Consider the following 17,912-nt stretch of genomic DNA (forward strand, 5'->3'; position numbering starts at 1 on the left):
GCGGCCCGCCTTCGCCTGTCCGAGTGGCAGATGCATGCATCCGTAGAGGTTTGGCGAACACGCTTGCGGCCACACGGAGGGGGAGGTGGCCATGTCGAACACAAAAAACACGCAAGAGTCACAGAGTTCACAGAAGTCACAGGACTCTCAGAATTCGAGCAAATCGAACGACGACCGGACGGCCCGGAAGCGGCCGAGCCCGATGGAGGTGCTGCGTCAGGCGCGCGGACAGCTCGCGGAGCTCACCGGCATGGAAGCCGAGTCCGTGTCGTCCTTCGAGCAGACGGAGGAGGGCTGGGCGCTGGAGGTCGAAGTCCTCGAACTCGAGCGCGTACCCGACACGATGAGCCTGATGGCGAGCTACCAGGTGGAGCTCGACCCCGACGGGCAACTCACGGGATACCGGCGCGTCCGCCGCTATGAACGCGGTCGGTCCGACGCCCGCAGGGGCGGCCGCTGAGGCCCCCGGACCCGACCCGCACCCACACACGAGGAGGAACACCCGGCATGACAGTCGTACCGGCACAGCAGTCCGGCGGCGGAGGCGGCAGCAGCGGTCTCTACGACGTGCTTGAGCTCGTCCTGGACAGGGGGCTCGTCATCGACGCATTCGTGCGCGTCTCCCTGGTCGGCATCGAGATCCTCAAGATCGACGTACGCGTCGTCGTCGCCAGCGTCGACACCTATCTGCGCTTCGCCGAGGCGTGCAACCGGCTCGACCTGGAGGCCGGTCCGCGCAAGGACCCGGGCCTGCCCGACCTGGTCGGGGAGATGACCGAGTCCGGCGCCCGCGGCAAGTCGAAGGGGGCGCTGTCCGGCGCCGCCGAGACCATTTCCGACGCCTTCAAGCAGGCGCGGACCGAAGGCTCCGAGCGTGAGACCGAGTCGCGTCCGCGAGCCCGCAAGAGCACGTCGTCCCGCCGTAAGGAGGAGCAGGAGTGAGCACTTACGTCTACGGCATCGCCTCGAGTTCGCACCCTGGCCTCCCCGAGGGCATGAGCGGCGTCGGCGACCCGCCCCGCCCGGTGCGCATCCTGCGTGAGGGTGACCTGGCGGCCGTCGTCAGCGAGGCGCCCGACGGGCTGCGGCCCAAGCGCAAGGAGCTGCTCGCCCACCAGAACGTGCTCAGCGAGGCGGGTGCGGCCGGCTGCGTGCTGCCCATGCGGTTCGGCAGCGTCGCCCCGGACGACGACTCCATCACCGGAGTGCTCGCCGAGCGCGCCGAGCACTACAAGGAGCGGCTGCGGGCCCTGGACAACCGGGTCGAGTACAACGTCAAGGCCAACCACGTCGAAGAGGCCGTGCTGCATCAGGTGATGGCCGAGAGCCCCGACATCCGGAGCCTCGCGGAGGCCAACCGGCAGGCGGGTGGCGGCAGTTACGACGACAAGATCCGGCTCGGCGAGATGGTCGCGGCCGCGGTCAAGGCCAAGGAGGCCGACGACGGCGCCGCCGTGCATCGCGCCCTGGAGTCGGCCGCCGACGACGTGAGCGTGGGCCCGGAGTCCACCGGCTGGCTGGCCAACGTGTCGTTCCTGGTGGACCGGGATGCGGCCGAGTCGTTCCTCGCCGCGGTCGAGCAGGTCCGCAAGGACATGCCGCACCTGGAGGTGCGGGTCAACGGCCCGCTGCCGCCGTACAGCTTCGTCGAGCCCGGCCCGGCCGAGCCCGCGGGCACCGTGGCGAGCGGAACGGACACCGGAGCGGGGTGACGACGTGGGCCTGATCTCTGAGGTGCTGCTGCTGCCGTTCGCACCGGTACGCGGCAGCGCCTGGGCCATCAGACAGGTGGTCCAGGAGGCCGAGCGGATCTACTACGACCCTGCCACGATCCGGGCCGAACTGGCCCGCCTTGAGGAGCAGATGGAGGCCGGAGAGATCACGGAGGAGGAGTTCGACCGTCTTGAGGACGACCTCCTCGACCGGTTGGAGATCGCTTCGCGCGGGAGCGCGGGAACAGGCAACGGGACAACACCATGAACCGAACGGGACTGGGTCTCGCCATAGGAGCCGGATACCTCCTGGGCCGGACCAAGAAGCTGAAGATGGCGATGGCCGTCGGCGGCCTGGTCGCCGGGAAGAAGCTGAACCTGAGCCCGCGCATGGTCGCGGACCTGCTCCAGCAGCAGCTGCGGAACAACCCGCAGTTCAAGGAGATCGGCGACCAGCTGCGGCAGGACCTGCGCGGTGTCGGCAAGGCCGCTTCCGGCGCCATGGTCGAGCGGCAGATCGACGCCCTCGCCGACCGGCTGCACGGCCGGACCGCCCAGGTGCGCGACCAGCTGAACGGCGTGGTGCCCGGCGGTCAGGACGACGAGGCCGAGGACGAGGACGAGGAGCCCGAGGACTCCGGACTCGACGAGGACGAGGAGCCCGAGGAGGACGAGGAGCCCGAGGACTCCGGTGCCGACGAGGAGGAGGACGAGGAAGAAGAGGACGAGGAGCCGGAGGCGAAGAAGGCCCCCGCCAAGAAGGCCCCCGCCAAGAAGGCCCCCGCCAAGAAGGCGCCGGCGAAGAAGGCGGCGAAGAAGGCTCCCGCCAAGAAGGCCCCCGCGAAGAAGGCTCCCGCGAAGAAGACGGCGGGCCGCAAGGCGGCGGCGAAGAAGACCACGTCCGCCAAGAAGGCGACCTCCGGGGGCCGGGGCGGCAGCGCTCGGTCCCGGCTGCAGAAGGGAGGCGGTGAGGGATGAGTGACACTCTCGGCTCGGCGAAGTCCGCCGCCAACGGAGCGACGAAGAACCCGCTCACGGACCTGGCCCACAGCGAGGCCGCCGACCGGCTGAAGGCCGAACTGCAGGAGTACCTCGCCGCTCAGGCCACCCGCATGCTGACCGGCGTGGGCCACAAGCTCGGCGAGACCACCGGAAAGCTGAACGACATCGCCGAGGGCAACAGCCCCGGCTTCGCCAAGCTCGCCCTCGAAGGCGGCCGCAAGATCGCCGAGGGCAAGGGGCCGCTGCGCTCCGCGCTGGAGATGGGCGGCTCGCGCCTCAAGGACAAGGTCACAGGTGCCTTCAAGGGCCTGGGCGGCAAGGGCAAGGGCAAGGGCCGTTCCGGCAACAAGCCCACCGTCATCATCGAGCACATCGATGTCGGCGTACCGCTGCGCACGGCGTACGACCAGTGGACGAAGTACCAGGATTTCAGCACCTTTGCCAAGGGCGTCAAGAGCGCGAGCCGCGACGACGACACCCACTCCGACTGGCAGGCGAAGATCTGGTGGTCCAACCGCAGCTGGAAGGCCAAGACCACCGAGCAGGTCCCCGACGACCGCATCGCCTGGACCTCCGAGGGCGCCAAGGGCACCACAAAGGGCGTCGTCTCCTTCCACGAACTCACCGAAGGCCTGACCCGCGTCCTGCTGGTCATCGAGTACTACCCCTCCGGCTTCTTCGAGAAGACCGGCAACATCTGGCGCGCCCAGGGCCGCCGGGCCCGGCTCGACCTGAAGAACTTCGTCCGCTTCATCACGATCAAGGGTGAGGCGGAGGACGGCTGGCGCGGCGAGATCCGCGACGGCGAGGTCGTCCGCAGCCACGAGGACGCCGTCGCCGAGGAGGAGTCGGAGTCCGAGGAGGAGAGCCCCGAGGGCGAGGAGCCCGAGGACGAGTACGACGAGGAGGAGACGGAAGAGGAGGGTGAAGAGGAGCCCGAGGGCGAGTACGAGGATGACTCCGAGGCCGAGTACGACGAGGAGGCCGAGGACGAGGAGCCCGAGGACGAGGAGGAGCCCGAGGCTGAGTACGAGGACGAGGAAGAGGAAGTCGAGGCGGGGAGCCGGCGATGACGACGCCCAGCAGGATGCCCGAACCCTACGGCCAGGGGAGCGGCGCCAACCTCGCCGACATCCTCGAACGAGTGCTGGACAAGGGCATCGTGATCGCGGGCGACATCCGCATCAACCTGCTCGACATAGAACTCCTCACCATCAAACTGCGGTTGATCGTCGCGTCGGTCGACAAGGCGAAGGAGATGGGCATCGACTGGTGGGAGACCGACCCGGCCCTGTCCTCGCGCGCCCGGCGCGACGAACTGACCCGTGAGAACGCCGAGTTGCGCGAGAGGCTGGCCCGGCTGGAGGAACTGGAGCCCGGCCGCGCGGAGAAGAAGGAGGCACCGTGACCGGACTGCGGTACGTCTACGCCGTCTGCCGCCCCTTCGGTACACCGCTCCAGGCCCAACTGTCGGGCGTGGCGGGTGACCCGCCCAGAACGCTGACCCACCACGGCCTGGTCGCCGTGGTGAGCCACGTACCGGAGCGGGACTTCGCGGAGGAACCGCTCCACGCCCATCTGGAGGACCTGGACTGGCTCGCCGAGACCGCCCGAGCCCACCAGGGCGTGATCGACGCGCTCACCACCGTCACGACCCCGCTGCCGCTGCGGCTCGGCACCGTCTTCCACGACGACAGCGGCGTGCGGACCATGATGGAGGCGCGCGAGGAGAGCTTCCGGCAGACCCTCGAGCGGCTGGAGGGCCGCGTCGAGTGGGGCGTCAAGGTGTACGCCGAGTCCGAACCGCAGGAGAGCCCCCGGCCCGCGCAGAAGCCCGCGTCGGGCCGGGACTACCTGCGGCAGCGGCGGATGCAGACCCGGTCGCACGAGGAGACGTGGCAGAAGGCGGAGAGTTTCTCGACCAGGCTGCACGAGGAGCTTTCCGCCTTCGCGGAGGATTCCCGGCTGCACCCGCCGCAGAATCCCGCGCTTTCCAAGGCGACGGGGCGGAACGTCCTGAACGCCGCCTATCTCGTACCGCGGGCGCATTCCGAGGAATTCGTGGAACTGGTGGACCGCACCAAGGATGAGCTGCCCGGAATGCGCGTGGAACTCACCGGCCCCTGGGCGGCCTATTCGTTCGCCGGGGAGGCCACATGAAGGACGGGGAGAATACGTGACCGTAGTGGAACGCCGTGAGATCGCTCTCGTGGACCTGCTCGACCGGCTGCTCGCCGGCGGAGTCGTGATCACGGGGGACATCACGCTGCGGATCGCCGACGTCGACCTCGTCCGTATCGACCTCAACGCGCTCATCAGCTCGGTGAACGCCCAGGTGCCCTCACCGTTCGAGGAGTTGCTGTGACCACCCCCGACAATTCCCGGCCGCACCGCAACCGGATGGATCTGGAGCCCGACACCGTCGAGCGCGACCTGGTCAAACTCGTGTTGACGGTGGTGGAGCTGCTGCGCCAGCTCATGGAGCGCCAGGCGCTGCGCCGGTTCGACGTGGGGGATCTGAGCGAGGACCAGGAGGAGCGGATCGGGCTCACGCTCATGCTGCTCGACGAGCGGATGACGGAACTGCGCGAGCGCTACGGACTGCGGCCCGAGGACCTCAATCTGGACCTCGGGCCGCTCGGACCGCTGCTTCCGCGGGACTGACTCTCATTCGTTTCCCCGGGCCCTGACCCAGGCCCGGGGAAACGCGTGCGTTTTTACCACCTGTACCAACGGCCCCTGCCGCCGGATGCCGACGTGCCGCGGACGAAGAATCCCAGCAGCCACAGGACGAGAACCGCGAGTGCGATCCACCAGAGAATCTCTACTGCAAATCCGGCGCCGAACAGAATCAACACCAGAAGCAGCACCAGCAGGATGGGAACCATAATTCGAACCTCCTGCTTTTATAGTGTCCCGTAAATGGTGTTTCAGGCGTCCTTGCGGCAGAGAATTTCGCCGTGCAGCACGCTGAACCACCCGTCCTCCCGCGTGCCCCATTCCCGCCAGGCCTCGGCCACGCCGCGCAGTCGCGCCTCGTCGGCGTGGCCGCCCTCCAGGGCCCGGTCCGCGTAGGCGGACGCCAGGGTGCGGTCGGCCCACAGTCCGCTCCACCAGGCCCGCTCCTGCGGCGTGGCGAAGGTCCAGGTGCCGGAGCTCGCCGTGATGTCCCTGAGCCCGGCCTCCAGCGCCCAGGCCTTGAGCCGGCGCCCCGCGTCCGGCTCACCGCCGTTGGCCCGGGCGACCCGGCGGTAGAGGTCCAGCCAGGTGTCGAGTCCCTCGGACACCGGATACCAGGTCATGGCCGCGTAGTCCGCGTCCCGCACGGCGACGATCCCGCCGGGCTTGACGACCCGCTTCATCTCGCGCAGCGCCCGCACCGGGTCGCCCACGTGCTGGAGCACCTGGTGGGCGTGGACCACGCAGAAGGTGTCGTCCGGGTAGTCCAGGGCGTGCACGTCGGCGACCGCGAAGTCGATGTTGGCCAGCCCCCTGGCGGCCGCCGTGGCGCGAGCCTGTTCCAGGATGTCCGGCACCCGGTCGACGCCGGTGACCTGCCCGTCGGGCACGAGCTCCGCCAGGTCGGCGGTGATCGTGCCAGGTCCGCAGCCGATGTCCAGGATCCTCATGTGGGGCTTGAGCGAAGGCAGCAGGTACGCGGCCGAGTTGGCGGCGGTCCTCCAGGTGTGCGAGCGCAGTACGGACTCGTGGTGCCCGTGGGTGTAGACGGCGGTCTCCCGGGGTTCCGGCATGGCGGATCCCACCCCTTCCGGTCGGGTCGGCGTGAGATCACCGTACGCAGCAGCGCCGCATATTGAGACCCGTATCCTGCCATGTGGACTGACGGAGTGTCAGTAGCCCGCGATCGGCCGGTACACGGTCAGCGCTTCGGGGAGATCGTCAGGCGGGGCGGGTTACCCGGAGGGGGTGGACACACCGGCGGTCCGGGGGCAGGCTCGTGTCTGATCATCATCACCGAAACAGGGGGAACCGAGAGATGAGCGGGCACGTGACGGCGGTCAGCAGCAACGGGGAGTACTCGTTCATCAAGCCGAACCGGGACAGCATCACGCTGCTCACCGGGCTCGGGGTGGAGGGCGACGTGCACGCCGGGGTGACGGTCAAGCACCGCTCTCGCGTCGCGCAGGACCCCACCCAGCCGAACCTGCGCCAGGTCCATCTCATCCACGAGGAGCTCTTCGCCGAGGTCGGCGAGGACGGGTTCGAGGTGGCGCCCGGCGAACTCGGCGAGAACATCACCACCCGGGGCATCGACCTGCTCGGACTGCCGACCGGCACGCTGCTGCGCATCGGCGACAGCGCGGTCCTGGAGGTCACCGGGCTGCGCAACCCCTGCCTGCAGATCGACCTCTTCCAGGACGGGCTGCTGAAGCAGGTCGTCGGACGCGACGAGGCGGGGAACATCGTGCGCAAGGCCGGGATCATGAGCGTGGTGCGCGAGGGCGGCGTGGTGCGGCCCGGCGACGCGATCGAGGCGGAGCTCCCCAGCGAGCCCCACCGGCCGCTGGAACGGGTCTGACCGGCACCCGCAGATCCGAAACCCGTTTGCCCCGGACCCCCGCGCCCCCACAGAATCGCGCACATGGGACACCTCGAAGCCGCGCATCTGGAGTACTACCTGCCCGATGGAAGGGCGCTGCTGGGTGACGTCTCGTTCCGGGTGGGGGAGGGGGCCGTGGTGGCCCTCGTGGGGCCCAACGGCGCCGGGAAGACCACCCTGCTCCGGATGCTCGCCGGTGAGGTCAAGCCGCACGGCGGGTCCGTCGTCGTCGGTGGCGGGCTCGGGGTCATGCGGCAGTTCGTGGGATCCGTACGCGACGAGACGACCGTCCGGGACCTGCTCGTGTCCGTCGCGACGCCCCGCATCCGCGAGGCGGCCTGCGCGGTGGACGCCGCCGAGCACGCGATCATGACCGTCGACGACGAGGCCGCCCAGCTGGCGTACGCGCAGGCCCTCGCCGACTGGGCCGAGGCCCGCGGCTACGAGTCCGAGACGCTGTGGGACATGTGCACGACGGCCGCGCTCGGGGTGCCGTACGACAAGGCGCAGTTCCGGGAGGTCCGCACCCTCTCCGGCGGCGAGCAGAAGCGTCTCGTCCTGGAGGCCCTGCTGCGCGGCACCGACGAGGTGCTGCTTCTCGACGAGCCCGACAACTACCTCGACGTCCCCGGCAAACGCTGGCTGGAGGAACGGCTCAAGGAGACCCGCAAGACGGTCCTGTTCGTCTCCCACGACCGCGAACTCCTCGCCCGCGCCGCCGAGAAGATCGTCTCCCTGGAGCCCGGGCCCGCCGGTGCCGACGCCTGGGTGCACGGCGGCGGCTTCGCCACCTTCCACGACGCCCGGCGTGAACGCTTCGCCCGCTTCGAGGAGTTGCGCAAGCGGTGGGACGAGAAGCACGCGCAGCTGAAGAAGCTCGTCCTGAACCTGCGTCAGGCCGCGGCGGTCAGCCATGAGATGGCCTCCCGCTACCAGGCCGCCCAGACCCGCCTGCGCAAGTTCGAGGAGGTCGGCCCGCCCCCGGAGCCGCCGCGCGAGCAGGACATCAAGATGCGGATCAAGGGCGGCCGCACCGGCGTCCGGGCGGTCACCTGCGCGAACCTGGAGCTCACCGGTCTGATGAAGCCCTTCGACCTGGAGGTCTTCTACGGCGAGCGCGTCGCCGTCCTCGGCTCCAACGGCTCCGGCAAGTCCCACTTCCTGCGCCTCCTCGCCGGCGACGGCGTCGCGCACACGGGGGACTGGAAGCTGGGCGCCCGGGTCGTGCCCGGTCACTTCGCGCAGACGCACGCGCATCCGGAGCTGGAGGGCCGCACGCTCCTCGACATCCTGTGGAAGGAGCACGCACAGGACCGCGGCGCCGCGATGTCACGCCTGCGCCGCTACGAGCTGACCCAGCAGGCGGAGCAGACCTTCGAGCGTCTCTCCGGCGGCCAGCAGGCCCGCTTCCAGATCCTCCTGCTGGAGCTCCAAGGCGTGACGGCGCTGCTGCTGGACGAGCCGACCGACAACCTGGACCTGGAGTCCGCCGAGGCGCTCCAGGAGGGTCTGGAGGCCTTCGACGGGACCGTACTCGCGGTCACCCACGACCGCTGGTTCGCCCGCTCCTTCGACCGTTTCCTGGTCTTCGGCAGCGACGGCCGGGTCCGGGAGACCCCGGACCCGGTCTGGGACGAACGAAGGGTGGAGCGGGCCCGCTAGGGCCCGCTCCCGGTCACTTCCAGCGCAGCAGCGCCCCCAGGCCGCCGACGGGAACCTCCCGCTCGGAAACCGACAGCGCCGGCGCGTCCGTGGCCACCGCGGAACGGATGAGCGCGTCATCCGCCCGGGCCGGCCACGAGTGCTGCTCGCCCAGGACCTTCAGGTCCGTCCGGCGCACCGCGAGCTGGTCGGGGTCCTCCCCGATCCACACCTCACGGTGCGAGTCGGGCCCGTCCACCCTGATCAGCAGCTCGTCGATGCGGTGCTCCCGCGCCGCCTCGACCAGCGCGGGCACGCCTTCGACGGCCCCGGCCCGGCCCTCGTCGTCCGCGGTCCGGGCGGCACGGAACCGCTCCAGCTCCGCCTCGGCCTGCCGCCCCACGTGCTCGGCCCGGGCCCGCTCGACGTCCTCGTCGAGCAGCCGGCTGCCGGTGCCGTGCGGCGCCTCGACCACCATGCCGTGCAGCCGCTTGGGCAGCCGCTCGTGCACGGACCGCCGCTCCCGGTCGTCGCCGACGAGAATCAGCAGGTCCGCCTTGGTCTCCTCCTGGCACACGGCGAGCGCGTCGGCGATCTCCGCGGCGTTGTGCTCCCAGGTGTTCTCCACCCGCAGCTGGAAATGCCGCTCGGACCAGTCCGCGGAACTCGTCCGGTGCACCGGCCACTGCCGCCCGGTGACGCTCCCGGCGTCCTCCCGGCCCAGCGCGTTGCGCAGCTCGAAGTCCGCGCCCTTGCGGTCGACGTACGCCACCACGCACACCGGGTCCTCCCCGGCCAGCTCCAGCAGCGGCGCGACCCGCGGCAGCGGCGCCCATTCGGCCCAGTCACCGCCCTGCGGGGGACGGACCAGCGGCGGGTCGAGAACGACTTCGCCGGCCCGCGCGAACAGGGCCCGGCCGTGCGGCTCGGAGGAGTGCCGCAACTCCTCGATCGCGCTCTGCACGGCCCGGCAGGTCGCCTCGTCCGCCCCCTGCGCGGCCAGCTCCCTGGCCATCGCCTGGGCCGTCAGCTCCCGCTCGTGGGGAGTGCCCTCCGAGTGCCGTGAGGTGTCGACGTACACGGAGGCCCAAGGCCCGGGGTGTTCGTACAGTGGGTGCAGAAAGGCGAGATCCATGATTCCTCCCGGATGCCGCTCGGGGGTAGTGCTCAGTTGCTCCGGGGGCGGGTACCCGGACCGCATGAACGAACACGACGAGCGGGGCGACACGATGACCGGAGTGGACCCTGACCGGCTGGACGACCAGCAGCTCATGAAAGAGCTGGAGACCATCCACCGCACGCGCCACGACACGCTGCTCTACGGCTCGAACGACGCGCTGCGCGCCCACAACGAGCGCATGGCGCAGCTCGAGGGCGAGTACCTGCGCCGCAACCCGGGCCGCCTGGTGTCCGCGGGCCGCACACGCGAAGGGGCCCGGGAGCGGGGGAGCGGGGAGTCGGCGACTCCCACGGCCCCCGGCACCTGAGCCCCTCGAAGGACGCGACCCGAACAGCACCGACGCGCACCCGCGCCGCACGGACCGGACCGGCAGCGACCGGCCCGGCCCCGCAGCTCAGCGCCGTACCGCCGGCCGCCCCCAGTGGCGATGCCCGGCGACGGCCGTCACGAACGCGTCCAGAAACTCCTCGCTCGCCGGCCCCGGCGACGTGTCCGTCACGACGCCCTGGTCCGCGACCACCCGATGGAACTCCGTCGACAGCCCGAGCCCCTCGGGCTCCAGCGCCGCCAGGATCCCCACGCCCGAGCCGAGCGCGCCGACCGGCTTGCCGTGCCGGTAGGCGTCCCGCACGAACCGCAGCATGTCCGGGTCGGCCGCCGCCGGCGGGGTGCCGACGGGCCCGCCGGGCAGCAGCACGGCGTCGTACAGCACGGACGCCACGGTCGGCAGCGCACGGTCGACCGCGTAGGTCTCACCGTCGGCACCGGTGATCGTGCCGTCCGTCGCGGCCAGCGCCTCGACGATCGCCCCCTCGGCGGCCAGCCGCTCCCGCACGGAGGTGACCTGCCCGGCGTCCACCCCGTCGCTGACGAGCACCGCGATCTGCCGGGTCCGGATCGAACCGTCCCCGCGCAGCGACTCGAGACTGAGGGCGGGGGAGGCCTGCTTGTACGGGGCCCCAGCACCGGACGGCTCGGGGATCCCGATGCCCCGCGCCACCCGCGCGGCCAGCTCCCCGTCGACCTTGGCCAGGTGCTCCACCGTACGGGCCCGCACGGTCATCGCGCCGACCTTGCCGAGCTCGAACCGGAACGCCTCCACGATGTGCTGCCGCTCCCAGTCCGTCATGCTGTTCCAGAACATCGCGGTCTGGCTGTAGTGGTCCTGGAAGCTGGGGCTGCGGCGCCGGATCTTGTGCCCGTCCACCCGTTCGGCGTAATGGGTGTAGGCGCTGCCGCCGGCCCCGGCGTGGGCCGGGCAGCCGCCGCCGAGCGAGTTCGGGGAGTAGTTCGTCCCGGAGTGGATCGCGCTCTGGTGGTAGCCGTCCCGCTGGTTGTTGCGCACCGGCGCCACCGGCCGGTTCACCGGCAGCTGCGAGAAGTTGGGCCCGCCGAGCCGGATCAGCTGGGTGTCCAGGTAGGAGAAGTTCCGGGCCTGGAGCAGCGGGTCGTTGGTGAAGTCGATGCCGGGCACCACATTGGCCGTGTGGAAGGCGACCTGCTCGGTCTCCGCGAAGAAGTTCTCCGGGTTGCGGTCCAGCACCATCCGGCCGATCGGCCGCACCGGCACCTGCTCCTCCGGGATGATCTTCGTCGGGTCGAGCAGATCGAAGTCGAAGGCGAACTCGTCCTCCTCCGGCACGAGTTGCACACCCAGCTCCCACTCCGGGTACTCGCCCGCCTCGATCGCGTCCCACAGGTCACGCCGGTTGAAGTCCGGATCCCGGCCCTGGCACTCCTGGGCCTCGTCCCACACCAGCGAGTGCACGCCCAGCTTCGGCTTCCAGTGGAACTTCACGAACGTGCCGCGGCCCTCGGCGTTCACGAACCGGAAGGTGTGCACGCCGAAGCCCTGCATCATGCGGTAGCTGCGCGGGATCGCCCGGTCCGACATCAGCCACATGATCGCGTGCAGCGTCTCGGGCTGGAGCGACACGAAGTCCCACAGGCTGTCGTGCGCGGACGCGCCCGTCGGGATGTCGTTGTGCGGCTCGGGCTTCACCGCGTGCACGAAGTCCGGGAACTTGATGCCGTCCTGGATGAAGAAGACCGGGAAGTTGTTCCCGACCAGGTCGTAGTTGCCCTCCGACGTGTAGAACTTGGTCGCGAAGCCGCGCACGTCCCGCACGGTGTCCGCCGAACCCTTCGGGCCCTGCACGGTCGAGAACCGCACGAACACGGGTGTCCGCACGGACGGATCCTGGAGGAACGCCGCGCGGGTGAACTCCGCGCAGGACTCGTACGGTTCGAAATACCCGTACGCGCCCGCGCCCCGCGCGTGCACCACCCGCTCCGGGATCCGCTCGTGGTCGAAGCGGGTGAGCTTCTCCCGGAAGTGGAAGTCCTCCATCAGGGTCGGACCGCGCTCGCCCGCCGCCAGGGAGTCGTCGGTGTGGTCCACCTCGACGCCCTGGTCGGTGGTGAGCGGCCCGCCGGCCGGATCGTCCGCCTTGGACGCCTCGCGCTGTTCCTGCTTGCGGTCGGCGGGAGAGGCCATCAGGCGGCCTCCTCGGCGAAGACGTCGAGGAAGGTCTCGCAGAACGCCTTCAGGTCGTCCGGCTTGCGGCTGGTGATCAGCTTGTTCGCCCCGTGGTCGCAGACCTTGACCTGCTTGTCGACCCAGGTGCCGCCCGCGTTGCGGATGTCCGTCTGCAGGCTCGGCCAGGACGTGAGCTCCCGGCCGCGTACGACGTCCGCCTCGACCAGCGTCCACGGCGCGTGGCAGATCGCCGCCACGGGCCGGCCGTGCTCGAAGAAGTCCCGGACGAACGCGACGGCCTTGTCGTCCATCCGCAGGAAGTCCGGGTTGGCGACGCCGCCCGGCAGCACGAGAGCACCGAACGAGTCCGGCGAGGTGTCGCCCACGACCTCGTCCACGGGGAACGTGTCCGCCTTGTCGAGGTGGTTGAAGGCCTGGATCTCGCCCTGCTGCGTCGACACCAGCACGGGCTCATGGCCCGCGTCCTTCGCGGCCTGCCACGGATCGGTCAGCTCGACCTGCTCGACGCCCTCGGGAGCGACCAGAAACGCGATACGCATGATGTTCAACGTCCTTTCCCGGAGCGGGCGGCGCTCCAGTGCGCCGCGTCGCTCCTCGCGTCGTTCTCGTACTTCTCGTTCTTCTCGTTCTTCTCGTTCTTCCTGCGCCTGCGGCTCGCGCGTACGCACCGCAGCAGTTCCTCGCCGTACGGAAGCAGCACGCATGTGCCGATCGCGGCGGCGATGCCCGCCAGGTAGCCGCGCGACAGGGGCCGCCGGCGCGGCACCAGGCGCCACGCGTCGGGATCGCCCCCGCCGCCGCGCAGCAGCGACTTCACCTGGTCGGCGTGCAGGCACATCAGGGCGGCCAGCGCCCCGAACGGCAGCGATTCGAGAAAGCTGTGGATGTGCTGCTCGATCGGCTTGACGTCGCGCTCGCTGTCGACGGCCGTACGGACGTCCCACAGCGCCGTCGCCTCGTGCACCGCGGCTCCGCCCAGCTGCACGCTCAGCAGCAGCGGATTGACCTCGTAGCGCAGTGTCAGCGCGATCGGGATGCCGACCTCGGCCATCATCAACGAGTGGATCAAGGACTCCTTGGTGCCCGCGGTGTCCTCGATGCGGGTCCGCCGGTGCATCACCCAGTCGGCCACGCCGGGCACGAACCAGCTGGGCAGCAGCCCGTAGAGCAGGTACCGGGTCGTGGCGTCACCGACGTCCACGGTGGCGCCGGTGGCGCTGATCCGCTTCGCCTGGTCCGTGCTCATGCACCACCCCGGGCGTCGGGCTCGGCCCGGCTGATGTCGGCGAGCGCCGACGCGGGGTCCTCGGCCTCGGCCACGTCACCGAGGCTCACGACCCCGACCGGCAGTCCGTTCTCCACCACCGGCAGCCGGCGCACCGCGTGCTCGCGCATCAGCGTCACCGCGGTCGCCACCCGGTCGTCCGGCGTCACCGTCACCGGATTGCGGGTGCACACCGTCTGCGCGCTGACCGTCATCGGGTCGGCGCCGTCGGCGACGGCCCGCACGGTGATGTCACGGTCGGTGAGCACACCGATCACGTCCTGCCCCTCGGCCACCACCACATCGCCGATGTTCTGCGTACGCATCAACTGCGCCGCCTCGACGAGCGAGGCGTCCGGGCGCACGGCGACCACACCCGCTGTCATCACGTCCTTGACGTACTCGGCCACCACGGGAGCCTTCCCTCCGTTCCCAGGTCGGCGGGGGCACCGCGGTCTGCCGCGATGCCCCCGACGCGGTTCCTACGCGTACTCCTCCGGCCCGGTCTCTCGGGTCCGGGTCAGGGTCTCGGCCAGCTCCTGGACGGTGCCGTAGCGCTCCTGGCGCGGCCGTCCCTCCAGGGCCTCGACGAGTGCGTCGGGCGCCTGGTGGCCGCGCAGCTCGCGGGCCAGCTCACGCGCGGTCGCGGGGAACGCCCTGCGGCCCAGGATCCGGGCCAGCTCCAGTCGCACCGACTCCAGGGACGTCGGCGCACGGCTCGGCGTCACCGGCCCGTGAGCGACCTCGGGGTCGTCCTCGGCGGCCGGCTCCGGGTCGTGCCACTCCTCACTGCGCGTGGGGTGCCCTGACCTGAGCAGACCCTGCAGTTCGTGCTTCATCTCGTCGTCCCGGTGGACGCTCAGCCGGTTGCTGCCTCGCTGCATGTCTCCCTCCAGACGTTCGGGGGCCCGCACCGCGTACCCGAACACCGGAAGGCGACACAGGTTCCGCGAGCCCGATCGCCGCCGTCCCTACTGGTTTGCGCCATGCCCTGCGGGAGACCCGCACTGCACCCCCCCACACACTTCTGGGGAAGGACCCGTCATGGCGATGCTCGCTGTGCTCATCCCGCTGCTCATGCTCGGAGTGGTGCTGGTGCTTGGCCGCTACGAGGAACTGCTGCTGCCGCAGGAGGACGCCGACCGGCGCGAACCGGCCGGCGCACCCCCCGCTTCCGCGGCGGTCACTTCTTCTCCCGCCCCGGCAGGAACTCCTGCACCTTCGCCTTGAAGCCCCGCTTGACCATCGATCCCCGGTCCGCGTCGCCCTTCAGGATCGACGCGGCGGTCGCCTCCATCTGGTCCCAGGTCGCGTGCGGCGGGATCGGCGGGACGGCCGGATCGGTCAGGAACTCGACCACCGCCGGGCCGTCCGCCTCCAGCGCGGCCCGCCAGGCCGCCTCGACGTCCTCCGGCTTCTCCACCCGGATGCCGGTCAGACCGAGGGAACGGGCGAACGCGGCGTACTGCACGTCCGGAAGCTCCTGCGAGGGCAGGAACGACGGCGCGCCCTCCATGGCCCGCATCTCCCACGTGACCTGATTCAGATCGTGGTTGTTGAACACCGCGATCACCAGCCGCGGGTCCTCCCACAGATGCCGGTACTTGGCCGCCGTGATCAGCTCCGCCATTCCGTTCATCTGCATCGCCCCGTCCCCGACCAGCGCGATCGCGGGCCGGTCCGGGTGCGCGAACTTCGCGCCGATCACATACGGCACCCCGCAGCCCATCGTCGCCAGCGTGCCGGAGAGCGAGCCGCGCATGCCGGGCTTCATGGTCAGGTGCCGCGCGTACCAGTTCGCCGCGGAGCCCGAGTCGGACGTGACGATCGCGTCGTCCGGCAACACCCGGTCCAGCGCGTGGGCCACGTACTCCGGGTTGATCGGATCGGCGTCGAGCCCCGCCCGGCGCTCCATGACCTCACGCCAGCGCGTCACGTTGTCGCACACGGTGTCGTACCACTCGCGCCCGCGCCCCTCCTCGATCAGCGGGATCAGCCGCTCCAGGGTGGCCCTCGCGTCACCGACCAGGTTCACCTCGTACGGGTAGCGCATCCCGACCATGTGCGGATCGATGTCGATCTGCACACCCCGCGCCTTGCCGAACTCCGGCAGGAACTGGCTGTACGGGAACGACGACCCGATGGTCAGCAGCGTGTCGCAGTCCCGCATCAGCTCGTACGACGGGCGGGTGCCCAGCAGGCCGATCGAGCCGGTGACGTACGGCAGTTCGTCACTGAGGACGTCCTTGCCGAGCAGCGCCTTGGCGACGCCCGCGCCGAGCAGCTCGGCGATCCGCTCCACCTCGGCCCGCGCGCCGGCCGCGCCCTGGCCGACCAGGATCGCCACCTTGTCACCGGAGTTGAGGATCTCGGCGGCCCGCCGCACCGAGTCGTCGGACGGCACCGCCGTCCACGAGCTGCGGTCCAGGCTGGAGGGCACCATCTTGAACTCGTGCGTCGGCGGCGCGTAGTCGAGCTCCTGCACATCGCCGGGGATGATGACCGCGGTCGGGCAGCGGCGCGCGTACGCGGTGCGGATCGCCCGGTCCAGCACGTTCGGCAGCTGCTCCGGCACCGTCACCGTCTCCACGAACTCGGAGGCGACGTCCTTGTACAGCGTGTGCAGGTCGACTTCCTGCTGATAGGAGCCGCCCATCGCGGTGCGGTCCGTCTGGCCGACGATCGCCAGCACCGGCACATGGTCCAGCTTGGCGTCGTACAGGCCGTTCAGCAGATGGATCGCGCCCGGACCCGACGTCGCGGCGCACACCCCGATACGGCCGCTGAACTTTGCGTAGCCGACCGCTTGGAACGCGGACATCTCCTCATGCCGCGACTGCACGAAACGCGGCTCGTTCCCGGCCCTGCCCCACGCGGCGAGCAGGCCGTTGATGCCGTCGCCGGGATAGCCGAAGACCTGCTCCACTCCCCACTCGCGCAGCCTCTGCAGGACATGGTCGGCGACCTTGGTGCTCATGTACGACCTCCCGGACGTATGGGGACAGACCCAGCGGTACGAGTCACCCTGCGCGACGGCGGAAAACCTCTCCGGGTTTGCGGGTGGGGGCCCGGGGCAGGCGCACCTCAGTGCTTCGGACAGGAGGCACGTCCGTGGGAGCGGCCCAGCGAGCCGCCACCGGCGCCCTGTCCCGCAGCGGATGCGCTCCCGCGGAGACCCGTCCAACCCAAAGCACTTTCAAGGGAATTGCGACGCATCATGCAGACCCGATCCAGCACGAAACGGCACCCCCACGACGACGCCCCCGACACCGCCGAGGCCTTCCGCGGGCTCACCTCGATGCCCGCCGGTCCGGAGCGCGACGCGCTCCGCGACGAGATCGTCGAGGCCTGGCTGCCCATGGCGGACCGCCTCGCCGGACGCTTCCGCAGCCGCGGCGAGAGCTTCGACGACCTGCGCCAGGTCGCGGCCCTCGGCCTGGTCAAGGCCGTCGACCGGTACGACCCCGAGCGCGGCAACGCCTTCGAGAGCTACGCCGTGCCCACCATCACCGGCGAGATCAAGCGCCACTTCCGGGACCACATGTGGACCCTTCACGTACCCCGCCGCGTCCAGGACCTGCGCAACCGTGTGCGTTTCGCCAGCCAGGACCTGTCCCAGACCATCTCCGGGCGCCGGCCCACCGTGGCCGAGATCGCCGAGCACGCGAACATGAGCGAGGAGGACGTCCGGGCCGGCCTGGAGGCGCTGGAGAGCTTCACGGCGCTGTCCCTGGACGCGGAGCTGCCCGGCAGCGAGGACGGGTACTCCCTGAGCGACGCGCTGGGGTCCTACGACCCGGCGCTGGACGCGGTCGTCGACCGTGAGTCCGTGAAGGCCCGGCTGGCGGCGCTGCCCGAGCGGGAGCGGGCGATTCTGTACATGCGGTTCTTCGGGGACATGACGCAGAGCCGGATCGCCGAGGAGCTGGGGATCTCGCAGATGCACGTGTCCCGGCTGATCAGCAGGTGCTGCGGGCGGGTGCGGGAGCAGGTGATGCGGGACGTGGCCTGAGGCGGGCCGGCTCCGCCGTCACCCGGTTGGCGGGCGCTGT

At 70.4% G+C, this 17,912-nt stretch carries 23 protein-coding genes; 14 read left to right on the top strand and 9 right to left on the bottom strand.

The genetic code is table 11. The annotated features are described in order from the left end of the window. Positions 1-91: 91 nt before the first annotated feature. Genes AB0G20_RS12145 through AB0G20_RS12190 form a run of 10 tightly spaced genes read left to right on the top strand, consistent with a single transcriptional unit; the run spans position 92 to position 5,378 of the window. Positions 92-460, top strand: coding sequence for a gas vesicle protein (locus tag AB0G20_RS12145; RefSeq protein ID WP_361300905.1), 369 nt, complete (start codon positions 92-94; stop codon positions 458-460). A gap of 47 nt (positions 461-507) precedes the next feature. Then, positions 508-942 (top strand): gas vesicle structural protein GvpA, encoded by a 435-nt coding sequence (locus AB0G20_RS12150; RefSeq protein WP_030843829.1) that lies wholly within the window; start codon positions 508-510, stop codon positions 940-942. Next, a complete protein-coding gene (locus tag AB0G20_RS12155; RefSeq protein WP_361299817.1) occupies positions 939-1,712 on the top strand; it encodes a GvpL/GvpF family gas vesicle protein in 774 nt (257 codons plus the stop codon). The genes AB0G20_RS12150 and AB0G20_RS12155 overlap by 4 nt, the downstream gene beginning before the upstream one ends. A 4-nt stretch (positions 1,713-1,716) precedes the next feature. Beyond that, a complete protein-coding gene (locus tag AB0G20_RS12160) occupies positions 1,717-1,980 on the top strand; it encodes a gas vesicle protein GvpG (protein WP_189726221.1) in 264 nt (87 codons plus the stop codon). Next, positions 1,977-2,690, top strand: coding sequence for a DNA primase (locus AB0G20_RS12165; protein WP_361299820.1), 714 nt, complete (start codon positions 1,977-1,979; stop codon positions 2,688-2,690). Before AB0G20_RS12160 ends, AB0G20_RS12165 begins: the two co-directional genes overlap by 4 nt. Continuing rightward, entirely contained in the window at positions 2,687-3,787 is a 1,101-nt protein-coding gene (locus AB0G20_RS12170) for an SRPBCC family protein (RefSeq protein WP_361299823.1), read from the top strand. The genes AB0G20_RS12165 and AB0G20_RS12170 overlap by 4 nt, the downstream gene beginning before the upstream one ends. Next, positions 3,784-4,122 (top strand): gas vesicle protein, encoded by a 339-nt coding sequence (locus AB0G20_RS12175; RefSeq protein WP_031108661.1) that lies wholly within the window; start codon positions 3,784-3,786, stop codon positions 4,120-4,122. Before AB0G20_RS12170 ends, AB0G20_RS12175 begins: the two co-directional genes overlap by 4 nt. Then, on the top strand, positions 4,119-4,874 hold the full coding sequence (locus AB0G20_RS12180; RefSeq protein ID WP_361299826.1) for a GvpL/GvpF family gas vesicle protein: 756 nt from the start codon (positions 4,119-4,121) through the stop codon (positions 4,872-4,874). Before AB0G20_RS12175 ends, AB0G20_RS12180 begins: the two co-directional genes overlap by 4 nt. A 16-nt stretch (positions 4,875-4,890) precedes the next feature. Continuing rightward, the gene (locus AB0G20_RS12185) at positions 4,891-5,079 is read left to right on the top strand and encodes a gas vesicle protein (RefSeq protein WP_103813386.1); all 189 of its coding nucleotides are present in this window, start codon (positions 4,891-4,893) and stop codon (positions 5,077-5,079) included. A gap of 35 nt (positions 5,080-5,114) precedes the next feature. Beyond that, the gene (locus AB0G20_RS12190; protein WP_248509596.1) at positions 5,115-5,378 is read left to right on the top strand and encodes a gas vesicle protein K; all 264 of its coding nucleotides are present in this window, start codon (positions 5,115-5,117) and stop codon (positions 5,376-5,378) included. Between the two features lie 53 nt (positions 5,379-5,431). Here AB0G20_RS12190 and AB0G20_RS12195 read toward each other — a convergent pair whose 3' ends face one another. Together AB0G20_RS12195 and AB0G20_RS12200 are read right to left on the bottom strand one after the other, a co-directional pair. Continuing rightward, a complete protein-coding gene (locus tag AB0G20_RS12195; protein WP_248509498.1) occupies positions 5,432-5,602 on the bottom strand; it encodes a hydrophobic protein in 171 nt (56 codons plus the stop codon). Positions 5,603-5,644: 42 nt separating this feature from the next. Further along, positions 5,645-6,466, bottom strand: coding sequence for a class I SAM-dependent methyltransferase (locus tag AB0G20_RS12200; protein ID WP_361299830.1), 822 nt, complete (start codon positions 6,464-6,466; stop codon positions 5,645-5,647). A 245-nt stretch (positions 6,467-6,711) separates the two neighbouring features. Between AB0G20_RS12200 and AB0G20_RS12205 the strand changes: the two genes are divergently transcribed. Together AB0G20_RS12205 and AB0G20_RS12210 are read left to right on the top strand one after the other, a co-directional pair. Next, positions 6,712-7,254 (top strand): MOSC domain-containing protein, encoded by a 543-nt coding sequence (locus AB0G20_RS12205; RefSeq protein WP_361299833.1) that lies wholly within the window; start codon positions 6,712-6,714, stop codon positions 7,252-7,254. Between the two features lie 63 nt (positions 7,255-7,317). Then, a complete protein-coding gene (locus AB0G20_RS12210; RefSeq protein ID WP_361299836.1) occupies positions 7,318-8,937 on the top strand; it encodes an ATP-binding cassette domain-containing protein in 1,620 nt (539 codons plus the stop codon). 13 nt (positions 8,938-8,950) lie between these two features. Here the strand turns inward: AB0G20_RS12210 and AB0G20_RS12215 are convergent, their stop codons facing one another. Beyond that, complete coding sequence (locus AB0G20_RS12215; protein WP_361299839.1) at positions 8,951-10,051, bottom strand: Vms1/Ankzf1 family peptidyl-tRNA hydrolase; 1,101 nt, start codon at positions 10,049-10,051, stop codon at positions 8,951-8,953. Between the two features lie 64 nt (positions 10,052-10,115). On the opposite strand from AB0G20_RS12215, the gene AB0G20_RS12220 reads away from it, so the two are divergent. Beyond that, positions 10,116-10,403 carry a DUF6158 family protein gene (locus AB0G20_RS12220; protein WP_361299842.1) on the top strand — a complete coding sequence of 96 codons (288 nt, stop codon included), beginning with the start codon at positions 10,116-10,118 and terminating at the stop codon, positions 10,401-10,403. Positions 10,404-10,490: 87 nt separating this feature from the next. Here the strand turns inward: AB0G20_RS12220 and AB0G20_RS12225 are convergent, their stop codons facing one another. From AB0G20_RS12225 to AB0G20_RS12250, 6 genes are all read right to left on the bottom strand, one after another. Beyond that, the gene (locus AB0G20_RS12225; RefSeq protein WP_361299845.1) at positions 10,491-12,593 is read right to left on the bottom strand and encodes a catalase; all 2,103 of its coding nucleotides are present in this window, start codon (positions 12,591-12,593) and stop codon (positions 10,491-10,493) included. Continuing rightward, positions 12,593-13,135, bottom strand: coding sequence for a type 1 glutamine amidotransferase domain-containing protein (locus tag AB0G20_RS12230; RefSeq protein ID WP_361299848.1), 543 nt, complete (start codon positions 13,133-13,135; stop codon positions 12,593-12,595). Before AB0G20_RS12230 ends, AB0G20_RS12225 begins: the two co-directional genes overlap by 1 nt. 5 nt (positions 13,136-13,140) lie before the next feature. Then, positions 13,141-13,842: a diguanylate cyclase gene (locus tag AB0G20_RS12235; RefSeq protein WP_361299851.1), complete on the bottom strand. Its 702-nt coding sequence runs from the start codon at positions 13,840-13,842 to the stop codon at positions 13,141-13,143. Next, entirely contained in the window at positions 13,839-14,270 is a 432-nt protein-coding gene (locus AB0G20_RS12240) for a CBS domain-containing protein (RefSeq protein ID WP_361300909.1), read from the bottom strand. The genes AB0G20_RS12235 and AB0G20_RS12240 overlap by 4 nt, the downstream gene beginning before the upstream one ends. A 72-nt stretch (positions 14,271-14,342) precedes the next feature. Continuing rightward, a complete protein-coding gene (locus AB0G20_RS12245) occupies positions 14,343-14,744 on the bottom strand; it encodes a DUF2795 domain-containing protein (protein ID WP_361299854.1) in 402 nt (133 codons plus the stop codon). Positions 14,745-15,043: 299 nt separating this feature from the next. Further along, positions 15,044-16,837: a thiamine pyrophosphate-requiring protein gene (locus AB0G20_RS12250; protein ID WP_361299857.1), complete on the bottom strand. Its 1,794-nt coding sequence runs from the start codon at positions 16,835-16,837 to the stop codon at positions 15,044-15,046. 240 nt (positions 16,838-17,077) lie between these two features. On the opposite strand from AB0G20_RS12250, the gene AB0G20_RS12255 reads away from it, so the two are divergent. Further along, positions 17,078-17,872: an RNA polymerase sigma factor SigF gene (locus AB0G20_RS12255; protein ID WP_361299861.1), complete on the top strand. Its 795-nt coding sequence runs from the start codon at positions 17,078-17,080 to the stop codon at positions 17,870-17,872. Positions 17,873-17,912: the final 40 nt, after the last annotated feature.

It is taken from the genome of Streptomyces sp. NPDC024017 (assembly GCF_040638895.1).
GTDB lineage: Bacteria > Actinomycetota > Actinomycetes > Streptomycetales > Streptomycetaceae > Streptomyces.

Bases quoted from the DNA above. Each gene is read 5' to 3' on its own strand.
- AB0G20_RS12145 (WP_361300905.1), top strand. From the start codon at position 92: ATGTCGAACACAAAAAACACGCAAGAGTCACAGAGTTCACAGAAGTCA.
- AB0G20_RS12150 (WP_030843829.1), top strand. From the start codon at position 508: ATGACAGTCGTACCGGCACAGCAGTCCGGCGGCGGAGGCGGCAGCAGC.
- AB0G20_RS12165 (WP_361299820.1), top strand. From the start codon at position 1,977: ATGAACCGAACGGGACTGGGTCTCGCCATAGGAGCCGGATACCTCCTG.
- AB0G20_RS12170 (WP_361299823.1), top strand. From the start codon at position 2,687: ATGAGTGACACTCTCGGCTCGGCGAAGTCCGCCGCCAACGGAGCGACG.
- AB0G20_RS12175 (WP_031108661.1), top strand. From the start codon at position 3,784: ATGACGACGCCCAGCAGGATGCCCGAACCCTACGGCCAGGGGAGCGGC.
- AB0G20_RS12190 (WP_248509596.1), top strand. From the start codon at position 5,115: ATGGATCTGGAGCCCGACACCGTCGAGCGCGACCTGGTCAAACTCGTG.
- AB0G20_RS12195 (WP_248509498.1), bottom strand. From the start codon at position 5,602: ATGGTTCCCATCCTGCTGGTGCTGCTTCTGGTGTTGATTCTGTTCGGC.
- AB0G20_RS12200 (WP_361299830.1), bottom strand. From the start codon at position 6,466: ATGCCGGAACCCCGGGAGACCGCCGTCTACACCCACGGGCACCACGAG.
- AB0G20_RS12205 (WP_361299833.1), top strand. From the start codon at position 6,712: ATGAGCGGGCACGTGACGGCGGTCAGCAGCAACGGGGAGTACTCGTTC.
- AB0G20_RS12210 (WP_361299836.1), top strand. From the start codon at position 7,318: ATGGGACACCTCGAAGCCGCGCATCTGGAGTACTACCTGCCCGATGGA.
- AB0G20_RS12215 (WP_361299839.1), bottom strand. From the start codon at position 10,051: ATGGATCTCGCCTTTCTGCACCCACTGTACGAACACCCCGGGCCTTGG.
- AB0G20_RS12220 (WP_361299842.1), top strand. From the start codon at position 10,116: ATGAACGAACACGACGAGCGGGGCGACACGATGACCGGAGTGGACCCT.
- AB0G20_RS12225 (WP_361299845.1), bottom strand. From the start codon at position 12,593: ATGGCCTCTCCCGCCGACCGCAAGCAGGAACAGCGCGAGGCGTCCAAG.
- AB0G20_RS12230 (WP_361299848.1), bottom strand. From the start codon at position 13,135: ATGCGTATCGCGTTTCTGGTCGCTCCCGAGGGCGTCGAGCAGGTCGAG.
- AB0G20_RS12235 (WP_361299851.1), bottom strand. From the start codon at position 13,842: ATGAGCACGGACCAGGCGAAGCGGATCAGCGCCACCGGCGCCACCGTG.
- AB0G20_RS12245 (WP_361299854.1), bottom strand. From the start codon at position 14,744: ATGCAGCGAGGCAGCAACCGGCTGAGCGTCCACCGGGACGACGAGATG.
- AB0G20_RS12250 (WP_361299857.1), bottom strand. From the start codon at position 16,837: ATGAGCACCAAGGTCGCCGACCATGTCCTGCAGAGGCTGCGCGAGTGG.
- AB0G20_RS12255 (WP_361299861.1), top strand. From the start codon at position 17,078: ATGCAGACCCGATCCAGCACGAAACGGCACCCCCACGACGACGCCCCC.